Annotated in this window: 14 protein-coding genes; 8 read left to right on the forward strand and 6 right to left on the reverse strand. The window is 68.1% G+C overall.

Going from position 1 to position 16,661, the window contains the following annotated elements:
• Positions 1 to 73: 73 nt before the first annotated feature.
• Both ACFTS5_RS17750 and ACFTS5_RS17755 read right to left on the reverse strand, forming a co-directional pair.
• The gene (locus ACFTS5_RS17750; protein WP_101464499.1) at positions 74 to 769 is read right to left on the reverse strand and encodes a response regulator transcription factor; all 696 of its coding nucleotides are present in this window, start codon (positions 767 to 769) and stop codon (positions 74 to 76) included.
• Positions 770 to 926: 157 nt separating this feature from the next.
• Positions 927 to 2,972, reverse strand: coding sequence for an AMP-binding protein (locus ACFTS5_RS17755; protein ID WP_378632025.1), 2,046 nt, complete (start codon positions 2,970 to 2,972; stop codon positions 927 to 929).
• A gap of 319 nt (positions 2,973 to 3,291) precedes the next feature.
• Between ACFTS5_RS17755 and ACFTS5_RS17760 the strand changes: the two genes are divergently transcribed.
• From ACFTS5_RS17760 to ACFTS5_RS17775, 4 genes are read left to right on the forward strand one after another with little or no spacing between them, the layout of a single operon-like run.
• A complete protein-coding gene (locus tag ACFTS5_RS17760; RefSeq protein WP_378632028.1) occupies positions 3,292 to 7,131 on the forward strand; it encodes an ATP-binding protein in 3,840 nt (1,279 codons plus the stop codon).
• Positions 7,128 to 7,541 carry a roadblock/LC7 domain-containing protein gene (locus ACFTS5_RS17765; protein WP_011207200.1) on the forward strand — a complete coding sequence of 138 codons (414 nt, stop codon included), beginning with the start codon at positions 7,128 to 7,130 and terminating at the stop codon, positions 7,539 to 7,541. The genes ACFTS5_RS17760 and ACFTS5_RS17765 overlap by 4 nt, the downstream gene beginning before the upstream one ends.
• Before the next feature lie 7 nt (positions 7,542 to 7,548).
• Positions 7,549 to 7,923, forward strand: a complete 375-nt coding sequence (locus ACFTS5_RS17770) for a DUF742 domain-containing protein (protein ID WP_056818578.1) — start codon at positions 7,549 to 7,551, stop codon at positions 7,921 to 7,923.
• Positions 7,904 to 8,506: an ATP/GTP-binding protein gene (locus tag ACFTS5_RS17775; protein WP_174551063.1), complete on the forward strand. Its 603-nt coding sequence runs from the start codon at positions 7,904 to 7,906 to the stop codon at positions 8,504 to 8,506. The genes ACFTS5_RS17770 and ACFTS5_RS17775 overlap by 20 nt, the downstream gene beginning before the upstream one ends.
• Positions 8,507 to 8,578: 72 nt before the next feature.
• Here the strand turns inward: ACFTS5_RS17775 and ACFTS5_RS17780 are convergent, their stop codons facing one another.
• Together ACFTS5_RS17780 and ACFTS5_RS17785 are read right to left on the reverse strand one after the other, a co-directional pair.
• The gene (locus ACFTS5_RS17780) at positions 8,579 to 9,112 is read right to left on the reverse strand and encodes a hypothetical protein (RefSeq protein ID WP_378632030.1); all 534 of its coding nucleotides are present in this window, start codon (positions 9,110 to 9,112) and stop codon (positions 8,579 to 8,581) included.
• A complete protein-coding gene (locus ACFTS5_RS17785; RefSeq protein WP_364578900.1) occupies positions 9,109 to 9,387 on the reverse strand; it encodes a helix-turn-helix transcriptional regulator in 279 nt (92 codons plus the stop codon). The genes ACFTS5_RS17780 and ACFTS5_RS17785 overlap by 4 nt, the downstream gene beginning before the upstream one ends.
• A gap of 106 nt (positions 9,388 to 9,493) precedes the next feature.
• Here ACFTS5_RS17785 and ACFTS5_RS17790 point away from each other — a divergent pair, with 106 nt between their 5' ends.
• Together ACFTS5_RS17790 and ACFTS5_RS17795 are read left to right on the forward strand one after the other, a co-directional pair.
• Positions 9,494 to 11,005: a carboxyl transferase domain-containing protein gene (locus tag ACFTS5_RS17790; RefSeq protein ID WP_378632033.1), complete on the forward strand. Its 1,512-nt coding sequence runs from the start codon at positions 9,494 to 9,496 to the stop codon at positions 11,003 to 11,005.
• Between the two features lie 101 nt (positions 11,006 to 11,106).
• Complete coding sequence (locus tag ACFTS5_RS17795) at positions 11,107 to 11,961, forward strand: aldo/keto reductase (protein WP_378632035.1); 855 nt, start codon at positions 11,107 to 11,109, stop codon at positions 11,959 to 11,961.
• Here the strand turns inward: ACFTS5_RS17795 and ACFTS5_RS17800 are convergent.
• Entirely contained in the window at positions 11,942 to 13,123 is a 1,182-nt protein-coding gene (locus ACFTS5_RS17800) for an NAD(P)-binding domain-containing protein (protein ID WP_378632037.1), read from the reverse strand. The genes ACFTS5_RS17795 and ACFTS5_RS17800 overlap by 20 nt on opposite strands.
• Before the next feature lie 32 nt (positions 13,124 to 13,155).
• Between ACFTS5_RS17800 and ACFTS5_RS17805 the strand changes: the two genes are divergently transcribed.
• Both ACFTS5_RS17805 and ACFTS5_RS17810 read left to right on the forward strand, forming a co-directional pair.
• Positions 13,156 to 13,884, forward strand: coding sequence for an enoyl-CoA hydratase (locus tag ACFTS5_RS17805; protein ID WP_378632040.1), 729 nt, complete (start codon positions 13,156 to 13,158; stop codon positions 13,882 to 13,884).
• Entirely contained in the window at positions 13,884 to 15,017 is a 1,134-nt protein-coding gene (locus tag ACFTS5_RS17810; protein WP_378632042.1) for an MBL fold metallo-hydrolase, read from the forward strand. Before ACFTS5_RS17805 ends, ACFTS5_RS17810 begins: the two co-directional genes overlap by 1 nt.
• Positions 15,018 to 15,051: 34 nt before the next feature.
• Here the strand turns inward: ACFTS5_RS17810 and tnpB are convergent, their stop codons facing one another.
• Positions 15,052 to 16,521: an IS607 family element RNA-guided endonuclease TnpB gene (tnpB, locus tag ACFTS5_RS17815; protein WP_378632043.1), complete on the reverse strand. Its 1,470-nt coding sequence runs from the start codon at positions 16,519 to 16,521 to the stop codon at positions 15,052 to 15,054.
• Positions 16,522 to 16,661 lie beyond the last annotated feature (140 nt).

Here is a 16,661-nt window from a genome sequence, read left to right on the forward strand (position 1 = left end):
GCGGCCGCTCCCGCGACTCTTGTCCGGAGCGAAAACGATTGTCTGCGACGACGTTTCAGCGGTCGTTCGGAGATCATTTCGATTCCCGGAGTACGAAACCCACCCCGCGAATCGTATGCAAAATCCTTGGCGTGTCATCTATTTCGAGTTTCCTGCGCAGGTATCCGACGAACACGTCCACCACATTCGTATCGGCTATGAAATCGTAACCCCACACCAATTCCAGCAGCCGTTCTCGCGTCAACACCACACCAGCATTCCGGGCGAGCGTCGACAGCAATTCGAATTCCCTTTTGGTGAGCTCGATTTCGCGCCCGTGCAGTAGCGCGCGATACCCCGCCACATCGACCAGCAGCGGCCCGACCGTCAGCGCGCCGGGCGCCACGGGTTCGGGTGTGTCGGTGCGGCGGCGCAGCAGGGCCTTGATCCTGGCCACCAGCTCGGCCAGCTCGAACGGTTTCACCAGGTAGTCGTCGGCGCCCGACTCGAGGCCCGCGATCCGGTCGTCCACCGAAGCACGGGCGCTGAGCACGCAGATGGGCACGTCATTGCCCATCGCCCGCAAGGCCGTGACCACCCCGGCACCGTCGAGGACCGGCATGTTCATGTCGAGGACCACCGCGTCGGGCGCCTGCTCGGCGACGGCCCGCAGCGCGGCACCACCGTCGCGCGCGACCAGCACCCGGAACCCGGACAGCCGCAGGCCGCGTTCGACCGAGGCGAGAACGTCCTCGTCGTCATCGACGACGAGAACGGTAGAGGAAGTCACGTGGTGAGCTTATATTTCTGGCGGCGCGGGCGCCGCGGGGTCTCGGCCTGGTGGCCTCGATCTTCCCTCCCGGCGGGCACTCCTTCGTCGCACCCTCTGGTCAGTCCAGATCGAGGCGGCCGAGACGCCCCTGCGGGGCTGCGAAGACCTCGGAGGTCTACGGGGCAGGGGAGACCGGGTCGTTGTCCTGTTCGGGGGTGGCGGCCGGCGTGATGCTGCCCAGTGGTGGGTTGGCGAGGATGCGGTCCGCCAAGGCGGTGAGGACGTGGGGGTCTTCGATGGTGGCGGGGGTTTCGACGTGTTCACCGGCGGTGAGCTGGCGGATCGTCTTGCGCAGGATCTTGCCGGAACGGGTCTTGGGCAGGCCGGTGACGATGATCGAGTCGTGCAGGGTGGCAATCGCGCCGATCTGGGCACGTACCCGGTCGTCGAGTTCGGCGCGCAACTGCTGCTGGTCGATCTCGACACCCTGCTTGAGCACCACATATGCCAGCGGCAGGCTGCCCTTGAGCTCGTCGGGCATGCCGATCACCGCGCATTCGGCGACGGCCTCGTGCCCGGCGATGGCGGCCTCGATGCTGCCCGCCGACAGGCGATGCCCGGCGATGTTGATCACGTCGTCGCTGCGGCCGAGGACGTAGAGATAGCCGTCCTCGTCGAAGTAGCCGGAGTCGCCGGTGAGGTAGTGGCCGGGGAAGGCCGACAGATACGAGCGGATGAAGCGATCCCGGTCGCGCCACAAGCCGGTCAGGCAGCCGGGGGGCAGCGGCAACCCGATGACGATGTTGCCCTCGGTTCCGGCGGGTACCGCGTTGCCGTTCGCGTCGAGCACACGCAGCCGGTAGCCGGGCACCGGCACACTCGCCGAACCAGGCTTGACCGGCAGTTCCTGCAGGCCGAGCGGGTCGGCGCAGATCGGCCAGCCGGTCTCGGTCTGCCACCAGTGATCGACCACCGGGGTGTCGGGGTGATCGGCCAGCAGGGTGTTCGTCGCCCAGTCGAAGGTGGCCGGATCCAGGCGCTCGCCCGCGCAGAACAGCGCGCGCAGCCGGGACAGGTCGTGGCGGTGGGCCGCGGTGGCGTCGGGGTCGGCGCGGCGGATCGCGCGCAACGCGGTCGGCGCGGTGAACAGCACCCGCACGTCGTGCTCGTCGACGATCCGCCAGAACGCGCCCGCGTCGGGGGTGCCGACCGGTTTGCCCTCGTAGAGCACCGTCGTCGCGCCGACCAGCAGGGGTGCGTAGACGATGTAGGAGTGGCCGACGACCCAGCCCACATCGGAGGCGGCCCAGAACACCTGACCAGGGCCGACGTCGTAGATATTGCGCATCGACCAGGCCAGCGCCACCGCGTGCCCGCCGTTGTCGCGCACCACGCCCTTCGGCTTACCGGTGGTACCGGAGGTGTAGAGGATGTAGAGCGGATCGGTGGCGGCCACCGAGACCGGATCGGCGGGCGCCACCCCGTCGACGCAGTCGTCCCAATCGACCCAGCGGGCGGCGACGGTCTGCTCCGAGGACGGCAGCACGTCGGTGGCGGGCAGGGCGGCGGGGAACTCGATCGTCGTGAACTGGGGCCGCTGCTTCACGATCACGGTGCGCACCGACGCGGTCTCGGCGAGATCGAGCGCGGCCATCACGATCGGCGGGTAGTCGATGCGGCGGTTGGGTTCCAGGCCGCCCGAGGCGGTGATGATCAGGACCGGCTCGGCGTCGTCGATGCGGGCGGCCAGCTCGGGTGCGGCGAACCCGCCGAACACCACCGAGTGCACCGCGCCGATGCGGGCACAGGCCAGCATCGCGATCACCGCCTCGGGGATCATCGGCAGATAGATCACCACCCGATCACCGGCCACCACACCGAGATCGCGCATGGCTCCCGCGAACTCGGCCACCGCGTCGAGCAATTCGGCGTAGGTGTAAATCGTGGTGGTGTCCGTCATAGCGGAGGCATATATGAGGGCGGGTTGATCGGCGTGTCCACCCTGGTCGACAGTGCCCGCCCTGACGTGGCGGTCGAGGGCGTTCACGCAGGTATTCAGGCGGGCATCGGGGAACCACCGGGCCGACCGCTTATCGGCGGCATCGACGATCTGCTGCGGTTCGACATCCCACTCGATGCCCTGAGCTGCGGCGGACCAGAAGTCGGCTGGGTCGACCAGGCTGGTCTGATAGACCGGCCGGTACTCGTGTTCGGTGTCCAACCCCGTGACTCCCTAGCCTCGCTTCGATGCCCGCTCGATAGATCCAGATGATTGTGGCAGACTTCACGCGACACCCGAGGGGGTGCCGCGACCTTTGGTTTTGCCTACAACGGGCTGGTCATGGAGCGGACCTCTACCGGGAGTCAGCCAAGAAGTTATTGATCCGTTAGAATCCGATGTCACTTATTCGGGCAGTCGTAGACGCAATTTCTCGGCCAGCCGTAGTTCTCGGCCAGCAGCCACTGGCGAGCCACCATCGCGCCTGTGGAGGTTCGCCTCAGGCGCACGGTACGAGGCCAGTTTGGAAAGTGAGTGGGAGATGCGTGACGCCGCTAGGTCCGGCAGCAAACGCTGGGCGCTCGGCAACTGGGACCTGCGTTGGAAGGTTACGGCCGTACTTGCCGTGCCACTCGCGGTCGCGGTCGGGCTCGGCGTGTCGAGAATTACCTCCGAGTTCTCGGAGGCCAACCGGCTCTCCAGTATCAACGAGCAGGTAGACACGATTCCGACGGTCACCGCGCTGAGTGCAGGCACGGCGAAGGTGGCCGGCAGCCAGTTGGTGCCGGCCGGTCCGGGGGTCACCCTGGTCACCGACAAGGACCTCGCCGATCTCGACGCCGCGGTCGCCGCGGCCGAGACCTCGCTCGGTCGGCTGACCGATCTGCCTGCCGCGCACGGCGCGCTCGAGCGGATGGTCAAGCAGGCCAAGAACGTGCGCGCGCAGGGTAAGGCGCTGTCGACGTCCGCCGAGCCGGTGCTTTCCGGGGTCGAGCAGATGACCCAGGACAGCGTCAGCATCGTGGAGACCACCATCGCTCAGGTGAGCGATCCGGTGATGGACACGGCCAAGCTGCGTCTGGTCGACTCGCTCAACACGCGTTCGGTGCTCGTCGACGAGCTCGCCGGTCTGGCCGGGATGCTGCGTGGGCAGGACACGGGGGCGCAGACCTTCCTCACCGGTGTCGCGACCGAGAGCCATCTGCTCGACGTGCTGTCCAACCGCTTCCCCGACGGCGATCGGGTGATCGCCGACCTCAAGGCTCAGGCCGATGTCCGGGCGAACCTGATCAGCAGTCCCGAGGTGTCCGCGGGCAAGCTGCCCGTCGGCGACTTGCGTACCTCGCTCTACTCGAGCTTGCAGGCCTACGAAGGCGTCGTGAACGAGGCCACCAAGGCCATCGAGGTCTCGATGGACGAGCTCACCGATGCGGCCGCCACCGGTGCCTGGACCTATACCGCTGTCGTCATCGCGACGATCCTGGCCGCGCTGCTGCTCGCCGTGTTCGTCGCCCGCTCGATGATCGTGCCGCTGCACCGCCTCCGCCTGGCCGCGCTGCGCGTCGCCGAGTCCGATCTGCCGCACGAGGTCGCCCAGCTCCGTAACGGTGCCGCGCCCGAGGACGTCCCGCTCGAGCCGATGCCGGTGCGCTCCGACGAGGAGATCGGCCAGCTCGCCCGCGCCGTCGACGATATCCACGGTCAGGCGCTGCGCCTGGCCAGCGACCAGGCGCAGATGCGTTCGCAGGTCAACGACATGTTCGAGACGCTGGCCCGCCGGTCCAAGTCGCTCGTCGACCATCAGCTCACCCTCATCGAGGCGATGGAGTACGACGAGAAGGACCCGCGCCTGCTCGAGAACCTCTTCCGGCTCGACCACCTCGCCGCGCGCATGCGCCGTAACGGTGACAACCTGCTGATTCTCGCGGGTACCAAGCAGCGCCGTACCAAGTCGGCCCCGGTCGAGATCGCTGACGTGCTGCGTGCCGCGATCTCCGAGGTCGAGGACTACGAGCGGGTCAAGCTCGGCGCCACGCCGCGCGGCTCGCTGGTGGAACCGGCCGCCTCCGATATGGCGCACCTGTTCGCCGAGCTGCTCGACAACGCGCTGCGGGCCTCCCCGCCGGAGACCGACGTCAAGTTCACCTTCGCCCAGGCGCACGACCAGGGCCTGCTGATCGAGGTCGCCGACCGCGGTATCGGTATGCCGCCCGCGGAGATGTCGGAGATCAACCACCGGCTCGGGCAGACCGCCGAGCCCGGTCCCGACACCGCCCGTCACATGGGTCTGTTCGTGGTCGGCCGGCTGGCCGAGCGCCACGGGCTCACCGTGCGCCTTCGCCCGACCTTCGATACCGCGCGCGATCCCGGCGTCACCGTCACCGTGCACGTGCCGGTCGGCCTCATCGTCGCCGGTGCCGGTGGCCCGGTGGTGGCGCCGCAGACTTTGCAGCAGCAGCAGAACGCGCCCGCACCGCAGCAGCAGCGGCCGAACCCGCAGCAGCAGCCGAGCAGCACCATGCAGACCCGCGCGATCACCCGCACCCCGGGTGGCAACGTGATGGTCACCGTCGATCCCGGCACCAGCGGGCCCCCGGCGGGTGCCGGTGGTGGCTTGCCGCAACGTCAACCGGGCAACTCGATGGCGTCGGGCGCGGCCCAGGACGCGAACGAGCAGTCGTCGCCGTCGCTGCGTCCGCCCACCCCGGGGCAGGGCAACGTGCCTCAGCGCGGCAAGCTCGCCGCGGCGAGCCTGCCCAAGCGCACCCTGGCACCGGGTGGACCGCAGCGTCCGCCCGCCGGGCCGGGTCAGCAGGGTCCGGGTGAGCAGAAGCCCGGTGGGCTGCCGCAGGCCGGTGGTGGGCTGCCGCAACGTCAGCCGGGTGCGAACGGCGCGCCGTCGCGGGAGTCCGCGCAGCCGCCCGTGCAGTCGCCGCGTGACTCGGCGCCGCCTCAGCGCGATTCGGCACAGACGCAGCGGGGGAGCACCCCCGGTGGGTTGCCGCAGCGTTCGCCGGGCGCCAATGGCGCCCCGCAGCGCGATCCTTCGGTCGGTCTGCCGCAGCGCGATCCGTCGCCGCGGCTACCGCAGCGGGAGCAGACCGGCGGTCTGCCGCAGCGTGACCCGGCAACGGGTCTGCCGCAGCGCGATCCGTCGACCGGCCTCCCGCAGCGTGAACAGACCGGTGGCCTGCCGCAGCGTGACCCGGCAACGGGTCTGCCGCAGCGCGATGCCGCGAACGCCCAGCGTGATCCGGCGCAGTCGACCGGGTTGCCGCAGCGTGGTCAGGGAAGCGCTGCGCCGCAGCGTGATTCCGAGCCCGTGCAGCGTGACCCGTCGACCGGCCTCCCGCAGCGGGGCAACGCCTCCGGCGGTCTGCCGCAGCGTGATCCCGCGCCGCGGCTGCCGCATCGGGATCAGTCCGGTGGTTTGCCGAGGCTCGATCAGACCGGTGGTCTCCCGCAGCGTGAGCAGACCGGTGGTCTGCCGCAGCGTGATCCGGCCAACGGTCTACCGCAGCGGGACCAGACGGGCGGTCTGCCGCAGCGCGACCCGTCCAACGGCCTCCCGCCGCGCGATCCGTCCAATGGATTGCCGCAGCCTGAGCAGACCGGTGGTCTGCCGCAGCGTGATCCGGCCAACGGACTTCCGCAGCGTGCCCAGCCCGCCCGTCCGGCCAATGGTCTGCCGCAGCGCGCTACCCCAGCGCCGCAGCAGGATTCGGCCGCCAACGGTCTGCCCCAGCGCGCTCCGGCCGCGGGTCAACCGCAGCGGGACGCGCCCAACGGCCTGCCCCAACGTGCGGCTGCGCCGAATGGGCTGCCGCAGCGCGATCCCGGGGCTAGTGTTGTACCGCAGGCGAACGCCGGGCCAGGAGTGGCTCTGCCGCAACGGGATCGGGACCCTGCGGGGCCGGATAACGCTGCGTCGGCAGGGCGTGATCCGGGTCGGCACAGCTTCCGGTCCAATCCGGTCAAGGCTGCGTCGTTCTTCCAGACCAGGTTGCAGCCGGCACCGGAAGGTGATTCCGTGATGGGCGGAACGCCGATCTTCGCCGAGATGATGTCGGCGTGGCTCACGGACGAGAATTCCGACCGGAACCAGATGGCTGCCGCTTTCGAATCACCGGGTGACGAGGGTTGGCAGGCCGCACGTGCGGCCAGCGAAGCTCAGTCCGAGGTGCGTACCGCCGCCGGCTTGCCTCAGCGCAGTCCGGGCGGAAGGCTTGTGCCGGGTGGTGTGAGCGGCACCGCTGATCGCACCCCGCAGCAACGCGATCCCGCCACGATCCGGAACAGCCTGAGTCGTCACCAGCAGGGTGTCCGGGATGGCCGCGCAATGAAGGCAATGAACCTAACCGGAGATAAAGGAGACCGATGAACCCCGATCTAGGTGGTACGAACCGTCAGCTGGATTGGCTGGTTTCGAACTTCGCCAACGAGGTTCCTGGCGTAGCCCATGCCGTCCTGGTCTCGGCTGACGGACTGTTGATGGCCGCGAGCGCTCAGCTCCCGGTCGACCGCGCGGAGCAGCTCTCCGCGGTGACCGCCGGACTGGCAAGCCTTTCCGTCGGCGTGTCGAATCTGTTCGAAGGCGGTACGGTACTCCAGTCCGTCGTCGAGATGGAGCACGGATACCTGCTGCTCATGGCAGTCGGCGACGGCTCCTACCTAGCGGTCCTGACCAACACCTCGTGTGACATCGGTCAGGTCGGCTACGAAATGGCACTTCTGGTCGAGCGCGTTGGCCAGACGGTCCAGGCCACGCCGCGCGTCACGATGGGTTCCTGATGGTGGGATGGACATAGACGATCACCGCATGGGGAGCGCCGAGCCCAGCCTCGTCCGCCCGTACTCCTTGACTGCCGGCCGCACCAGGCCGGCGGTCGAGTTGGCGCTGGAGGCACTCGTCGCATCGCATCCGGTCGCCATGGAGCGGCAGTACGAACTGAACAACCTCGAAACGTCCATCGTGGAGTTGTGCAGGCAATCGCCGTCCGTTGCCGAGATAGCTGCCCAGCTGTACATCCCGATCGGGGTGGCCCGGGTACTCGTAGCCGATCTGATCGAGGCCGGCCACGTCCGGGTTTCGGCAACTTTGAAAGACGATTCCAGCGACGATGAACGTCGCGAGCTGATCGAAAGGGTTCTCAGTGGACTCCGGCGTATTTGATTCGACGGCGCAGGTCGATACCCGCACGGCCAAGCCGACTTCGGCGAAGATTGTGGTCGCCGGCGGCTTCGGTGTGGGTAAGACCACGATGGTCGGCGCGGTGTCGGAGATCGTTCCGCTGCGCACCGAGGCGTTGGTCACCAACGCCAGTACCGGAATCGACAACCTGACCGGTATTCCGCAGAAGTCCACCACCACGGTGGCGATGGACTTCGGCCGTATCAGCCTCGCCGACGACCTGGTCCTGTACCTGTTCGGTACGCCGGGCCAGTACCGGTTCTGGTTCATGTGGGACGACCTGATCCGCGGCGCCATCGGCGCCGTGGTGCTGGTCGACACCCGCAGGCTCGAAGACAGCTTCGCCGCTGTCGACTACTTCGAGGCCCGCGGGCTGCCGTTCCTGGTGGCGCTCAACGAGTTCGACGACGCGCCGAAGTACCCGCTCGAGGACATCCGCCAGGCCCTGGCGGTTCCCGCCGACGTGCCGATCATGTCGATCGACGCCCGTCGTCGGGAACCGGCCAAGCAGGCCCTGGTCGCCTTGACCGAGTACGCGCTGCGCAAGGTCATGCAGGGTTACTGAGCTGAGTCTCTGCGCTGATGGACGGGGCTGCTGCGATGAAGGCCGCAGCCCCGCTCTTCGTTCGGGACCAGTTCAGGACTCCGGTTCGGGATCGGGCCGGGTCCAGCCGAGGATCATCGCCGGCGCACAGCCGCCGGCCATGATCGTGGCCAGCATCATCAATCCGCCCGCGTAGGCGATGCGATAGGCGTCGGCCTCCGGTGAGAACGCGCTGCCGAAGATCAGGTACGCCAACGGTGCCATGGTCAGCGACTGGGTGAGCGCGAGTCCCGCCGAGCGGGCCTTGTTGCGCTCGGAGATCTCCAGTTCGTCGAGCATCTGGTCGGGCGCGTGATCCTGGCCGCCCGAAGCGATCCGCAGCATCGTCCAGCTCGGCAGGAACACCAGTGCCGAGACGATTGCGACTCCTGGCGCCCCGAACAGGTCGAGCGCGCGCATCACTCCGGCGACCGCGATCCCGAGCAGCGCGATCGTCACGATCACCACGAGAATCCGCCGTCGGTGCAGCGACCGCCAGCTCTTCAGCATCCCCGCTGTCCGTTGTTCCTGCACGAGCCAGCGCCGGACCCGATAGTTCTGGTAGCGGTCGATGAGCGTACTGGTCATGGCGTCTCGCCTTTCGTGCGTGGGTAGAGCTCGGCCGACAGCGGCCCGAATTCCTTGCGGGAGAACACGACTTCGATCGGTAGCGCGAACACATCGCAGATGCGCATCGCCAGATCGAGGCTCGGATAGTGATCGCCACGCTCGAGCGCGCCGATCGTCTGGACGTTCACGTTGACGGCCTCGGCAAGCGCCGCCCGGCTCATCCGATGCTCTGCACGCAACACCGCGATGCGATTGAAGATCGGCAGGGTTTCCCCTCTTCTGACTGGGCTCACCTAATGAAGTGTTGTAAAAACACAACATATTGTCAAGATATCCCAATGTTCCGCTGTGATCTCGTGACCGTGGCCGAACCTGTCCGGCTACGCTCGGAGCGTGCGGATGTCGGCGGATGACTTACTCGGCCAGTTGCTCGACGCGGGCTCTTTCGTGAGCTGGGACCGGGCGCCGATCGAGCCTGCCGTGTCACCGCGGTATCGCCAGGACCTCATCGCGGCGGCCGATCGGGCAGGGACCGATGAGGCGGTGCTGACGGGGGAGGGGTTGTTGCGCGGGCGGCGAGTCGCCGTGATCGCCTGCGAGTTCGCGTTTCTGGCCGGATCGATCGGGGTGGCAGCGGCCGAGCGGATCGTGTGTGCCGTCGAGCGCGCCACCGAACTCGGGCTGCCGCTGATCGCCTCGCCGACCTCCGGCGGCACTCGGATGCAGGAGGGGACAGTCGCTTTCGTGCAGATGGTGAAGATCGCGGGTGCGGTGGCCGTGCACAAGTCGGCGGGGCATCCGTATCTGGTGTATCTGCGTGATCCGACGATGGGTGGAGTGTTCGCGTCGTGGGGGTCGCTGGGACACATCACCTTCGCCGCGCCCGGCGCGCTCATCGGGTTTCTGGGCCCTCGCGTGTACGAAGCCTTGTACGGCAGGCCGTTTCCGCCCGGCGTGCAGACGGCGGAGAACCTCTATCGCAACGGTGTGATCGACGGTGTGGTGACGGTGGAGGTGTTCCGGCGGATCGCACACCGGGCGATGAGCGTCGCCGCCGGCGCTGTCGTCCCGATGACGACCGAGCCGGGTTGGGCTGCGCCGGTGCGTAGTCCGTCGACCCCGGCGAATCCTACTGCCGGCGCCTGGGATTCGGTGCTCAGTTCGCGGCGGCCCGGCCGTCCGGGCATTCGGGACCTGCTTCGCCATACGACACAACGGGTTCCGCTCAGCGGGACCGGTCGTGGTGAGTCCGATCGCACCGTCCTGCTCGCCCTGGCCCGGTTCGCCGGTCAACCGTGTGTTGTGTTCGGGCACGACCGATCCGGTCAGGAGGGCGAGCACACCATGGGCCCGGCCGCCCTGCGCGAGGCGCGGCGTGCGATGGTCCTGGCGCGAGAACTGCGGCTGCCGCTGGTGCTGGTCATCGACACCGTCGGCGCAGCCCTGTCCAAGGAGGCCGAGGAACGCGGGCTCGCCCCCGAAATAGCGCGCTGCCTGGCCGATCTCGTCACCCTCGACACCCCGACCGTCTCCGTGCTGCTCGGCCAGGGCACCGGCGGTGGCGCGCTCGCGCTGTTGCCCGCCGACCGGGTGCTCGCCGCCAGGCACGGCTGGCTGGCCCCGCTGCCGCCGGAAGGGGCGAGCGCCATCGTCTTCCGCGATATCGCGCACGCACCGGAAATGGCTGCCGCACAAGGCATCAGATCGGCTGACCTGCTCGAAGACGGCGTGGTGGACCGGATCGTCGAGGAGTACCCCGATGCCGCCGACGAACCGGTGGCCTTCGCTCGTCGCACGGTCCTGGCGATCGCCGCCGAACTGGCGGCGCTGCGCACCTACGAGCCCGCCGAACTGCGCACGCTGAGGCAGCGCCGATACCGGCGAATCGGACTGGCCGGAGCTGTGTACTGAATCGCGGGCAATCCCCTGACCAGCTCCCCGCTTCTCGGTACGGGGAAACACGCGACGCGCCGTCGTTGACGCCACACCCAACCACTTCTACCTTCGAGAGGGTGACCTTCCGCAGCGAGAGCAGCCCTGTCCCCACCATCGTGCTCAATGACGGGAACGTGATCCCACAGCTCGGCTTCGGTGTGTTCCAGGTGCCCGCGGAAGACGTCACCGGGGTGGTGGCCGAGGCGTTGAAGGTCGGCTACCGCAGTATCGACACGGCCGCGGTCTACGGCAACGAGGAAGGCGTAGGCCGCGCCATCCGTGAATCGGGGATCCCCCGCGACGAACTCTTCATCACCACCAAGCTGTGGAACGCCGACCAGGGCTACGACAGCACCCTGCGCGCCTTCGACACCAGCATGCGGCGCCTCGGCCTGGACTATCTGGACCTGTATCTGATCCACTGGCCGGTGCCCTCGGCCGGCCGCTACGTCGACACGTTCCGCGCGTTCCAGGCGCTGAAGTCGCAGGGCCGGATCGGCTCGATCGGTGTCTCCAACTTCCGGGTGATCGATCTGGAGACCCTGATCGCCGACGCGGGCGAGATCCCGACGGTGAACCAGATCGAACTACATCCCACGCTGTCCCAGCGTGACCTGCGGCAATACGACGCCAATCACGCGATCGCCACCGAAGCGTGGAGCCCGCTGGGACAGGGCACGCTGCTGGGCAACCCCACCATCGTCGACATCGCGAAGCAACTCGACCGCACCCCCGCGCAGGTCATCATCCGGTGGCACCTGCAGCTGGGCAACATCGTCATTCCGAAGTCGGTCACGCCGTCGCGGATCGCCGAGAATTTCGACGTGTTCACCTTCGAACTCGATGCCGAGGCGATGGAGTCGATCAGCCGCCTCGACTCGGGCAAGCGGGTCGGCGCCGATCCGTCGACGTTCAGTGCCGGTCTGGACTGAGCCCTAGGAAGCCGGTCAGCTCGCGGGCTGCCGCCCGGCCCGCCCGGTTGGCGCCGATCGTGCTGGCCGAGGGCCCGTAGCCGATGAGATGGATGCGCGGGTCGACGGCCACCTGCGTCGCCAACCGCCCGGTCATGGTGATCCCGCCGCCGGGTCCGCGCAGCCGCAAGGGCGCCAGATGATCCAGTGAGCTCCGGAAACCGGTGGCCCACAGGATCACGTCGGCGGCCTGGAAACTGCCGTCGGCCCAGCGCACACCGGTGGGCTCGATCCGCTCGAACATCGGCAGCCGTCGCAGCACACCCCGCTCGCGGGCGGCTCGCAAGCGGTTGTCGAGCGGCAGTCCCGTCACCGAGACGACCGATCCCGGCGGCAGGCCCGCCCGGACGCGGTCCTCCACCAGTGCCACCGCGTCGCGCCCGTCCTGCTCGGCGAATGGCGTTTCCCGCCAGCGCGGCTCCGACCTGGTGACCCATGTGGTGGAGGTCACGAGCGAGATTTCGTCGAGTAACTGCACCGCCGAGATGCCCCCGCCGACTATGACGACATGTTTGCCCGCGAACTCGTCGGCCGTGCGGTAGTCGCGGGTGTGCAACTGGCGGCCCGCGAAGGTGCCGGCGCCCGGATATCGGGGGACGAACGGGTGCTCCCAGGTGCCGGTGCCGTTGATCAGACCTCGCGTGCGAAGAGTGCCCGCGCCCTCGGTTTCGACCTGTAGTACCTCGCCTCGGCCCGCGCAGCTCTGCCCGTCGGCGGTCCGATCGCAGACGACTTTCACCGTCACCTGCCGTTGAACCTGCAGGTCGAAGCGCTTTTCGTAGAGCTCGTAGTAGTGCGGCACCGCGCTGGCGGCTCGCGCCGACTCCGATCCCGCCGGCAGTGTCTCGGCGAAGGACATCCCCGGCAGGTCGTGCACCCGGTTCACGGTGGTCAGGGTCAGCGACGGCCACCGGAACTGCCAGGCGCCACCGGGGCCCGGTGCGTGGTCGACGATGCGGAAATCGCGTTCGGGCACCAGCCCGAGCTTGCGCAGGTGATAACCGGCGGAAAGCCCTGCCTGACCCGCGCCGATCACCAGGATTCCGAAATCCGTCCTCGCCACAGCCGTCGATGCTATCGCCTTGCCCGGCGTTGCCGACGGGCTGTGGCAGAGTGTGAACATCCACGAAATCTGGGAGATTCTGGGGAGGATGCATGCTCGGCGTGACCCGCGATGGTGATGTGATCACCATCGAATTGCAGCGCGAGGAACGGCGCAACGCGCTCAACGAGGACCTGGTCGGGCAACTGCGCGCCGCCGTGCTCGACGCGGTGGCGCAGGGTGCGCGTGCCATCGTGCTCACCGGCCGCGGGCCGATCTTCAGCGCGGGCGCCGATCTGTCGGGGGTGTACTCCGAGTCGTTCCTGAGCGGTCTGCTCGACATGCTGCACACGATCGAATCCGTGCCGGTCCCGGTGATCTCGGCGATCAACGGTGGTGCGCTCGGTGCGGGCGTGCAGCTGGCGCTGGCCTCGGACCTGCGGGTGATCGAGCCCGACGCCTACATCGCGGTGCCGGCCGCCAAGCTCGGCATCTCGGTCGATCGCTGGACGGTGTCGCGGCTGGCGGCCCTGATCGGTGGCGGCCCGGCCCGGACGATCCTGCTCGGCGCCGAATCCGTCTCCGCCGCAGACGCGTACGCCTACGGCTTCGCCAACAAGCTCGGCACCCTCGCCGACGCCAAGGACTGGGCCAAGTCCATCGCCGCGCTGGCGCCGCTGTCGCTGCAAGCGATGAAACTGATGCTCAACGACGACGGCACCGGTGATCCGGCGAGCGCGCAGCAGCAGGCCGCGCTGGCGGCCGCGTGGAGCAGCGACGACGCGAAAGAGGGCCGCCTGGCCCGGCAGGAGAAGCGCCCGGCGAAGTTCGTGGGGCGCTGATGCGGATCACACGTCTGGCAGGTTCGCTGGCGAGCACCTTCGGTCTCGCCTGGATGGCCCGCGCGGTGTGGGGCCTGCCCACCTCGATCGGTGCGGGCCCGTCGGCGATCGCGCCGACCGCGATCGGCAAGTCCTCCTATCGCGACGGCCGTTTCCACAACACCGAGCCGAGCTCGATGCTCGCCGCCGGTGCCGCGCCGTCGCTGATCTGGTCGGGGCTCACCAAGGGACGCCTCGGCCGCCCTGCCAATCCCGTCCCGCTGGTCACCCCCGCGGTTCCCGAGCAGGCCGCCGAGCTCGCGGTGACCTGGTACGGGCACGCCAGCGCGCTGGTGGAACTCGACGGTTACCGAGTGCTGGCAGACCCGGTGTGGAGCGAACGGGTCTCCCCGTCCCCGGTGGTCGGCCCGGCCCGCCTGCACCCGGTCCCCGGCGAGCTGGCGCAGGTGCCGCAGGTCGACGCCGTGATCATCTCCCACGATCACTACGACCACCTCGACAAGGCCACCGTCGACGAACTCGTCCGCACCCAGCTCGCGCCGTTCGTCGTGCCCACCGGCATCGGCGCGCACCTGCGGCAGTGGGGCGTGCCCGAATACCGGATCATCGAGCTCGACTGGGGTGGCTCGGTCTCGCTCGGTCGTGACGCCGAGGACCGCGGCCTCACCATCACCTGCGCCGAGGCCAGGCACTTCTCCGGCCGCGGGCTCGTCCGCAACACCACGCTGTGGGCGTCGTGGGCGCTGTCCGGCCCGACCAAGCGGGTCTACTTCGGCGGCGACACCGGCTACACCAAGGCGTTCTCCCAGGCGGGCGCGGTGCTCGGCCCCTTCGACCTCACGCTGCTGCCCATCGGCGCCTACGACGAGCGCTGGACCGATGTGCACATGAATCCCGAAGAGGCGGTGCGTGCCCACGCCGACCTGTGCCTCGGCGACGCAAGCTACGGCCTGCTGGTCCCGATCCACTGGGCAACGTTCAACCTGGCCTTCCACGGTTGGTCCGAACCCGTCCGGCGCCTGGTGTCGGCGGCCGCGGATGCGGGTACTCCGGTCGTAGTGCCCAAGCCGGGCCAGAGGGTGGTTCCGAATGACCTCCCACCACGGGTTTCGTGGTGGGAAGATGTGGAGTGACCGTTGCCGTGGTGCGCGAATGTCAGACGCTCCATCAGGCAGCCTCACCTTGCGGTGATGCGGTCCCCGTCGAACCCAGCTCACGCTGCGACGGGGTAGACGTTTCACAGCCTCCTGCCTCGCCCGCTCGCGCGGGCTCGGACTTGCGGATGGCTCCACGTCCTGGCACCGACCCACTGTCGGCACAACCCTGTTCACCCACCTTGGACAGGCGGGTCTCGCCGAGTCGGGCGAGGTTGATCGCGGCATTACGGTCACGATCAATCGACAAACCACAGAACTCACAGCGATAGACGCGGTCGGCGAGGGTCAGGTTTGGCTTTCGCCCACCACACCCCGAACAGGTCTTCGAGCTCGGAAACCACCGATCAGCTTCCACCAACACCGACCCGTACCAGCGAGTTTTGTACGCCAGCAGTTGTCGGATTTGGGCCAGCGCCGCGTCAGCGAGCGCTCGGTTCAGCCCTTTCTTCCGGACGCCACCGGCAGACCGCATCCCGGCTGCGTTCAGTGTTTCCACTGTGATCACCTGGTACTGCTGGGCCAGGTGGGTGGTGGTCTTGTGTAAAACGTCACGGCGGATCGCGGCAGCCTGTCCGCGCGTTCGGCAGATCCGAGCGGTGGTGGTCTGCCACCGCTTCGACGGCCGCCGCCGGGCTTTCGCAACCGGGTCATACGGACCCTGCTGACGCGCCGCCCGCCGTTGCAATACCCGCAACCGGGCCTGTGCGGCAGTCAAGGGTTTCGGCGCCTGAACACGGGCTACCTCACAGCCGTCGGGGGTCGCGATCACCAGAAGCGCGTCGGCTTTGACCCCGACATCGACCCCGGCCACCGGGCGCGGTGACCGGTGGACATGCCCGGGACGGGTTTTAGCGGCGACAAGTGTTTGGAATGAGACGTACCAGCGGTCACGCGAGTCCTGGGCGAGTGTGGCGGAGAGGATGCGAGCGGTTCCCGCCTCGACTCGGCGCGCGAGTTTGCGGGTCGACTCATGTGTCTTGATCCGCCCGACCCGCGGGAGGACGATGTGATGGCGATCGGGCTCGACCCGGATCGCCCCCGTCGTGAACCGAACGCACCGCCGAGCCCGACCCGCGGTTTTGAATCTCGGGAACCCGGCCGGTTTACCGGCTCTCAGACCGGTCCGGGATGTAGCCCAGTTTTCCAGTGACCGGGCGAGGGCATCGAGTCCGGAGTTGTAGGCCTCCTTCGAGTTCTGCGCCCACCACGGCGCGTGCTCGTGTTTGCGCTGGTTCCAGACCTTGCGGAGTCCGGGTAGCGACCAACCGACAGGCGGGGTCAGTTCGGTCTCGGAGATCTCGTAGCTGCGTTCCGCGGTGCGTTGATCCATCACGGCTTTGATCAAGGCGAGCATGTGATTGAACGCGAACCTGGATGCACCGCAATGCGATCGGAGCACCGGTTGTTGCTGCGAGGTGGGGTCGAGCGCGAATCGGTAGGCTTGCATCGTCCATCCGTCCGGGATGTCGAACCTCGCCATCCGCGATCAACTCCTTCCTTCTGGGTCTCGTTGCTGCTCGCCAACAGCGGTTACGATGCCATAGCGGTGAGACATATTTCGGTCCATGCCAGCGCTCGGGCCGCGACAGTGGTGATGTGTGCTCAGTACCTTCCTCTCGA

This window comes from Nocardia sp. NPDC056952 (assembly GCF_042674185.1).
Classification (GTDB): Bacteria; Actinomycetota; Actinomycetes; order Mycobacteriales; family Mycobacteriaceae; genus Nocardia.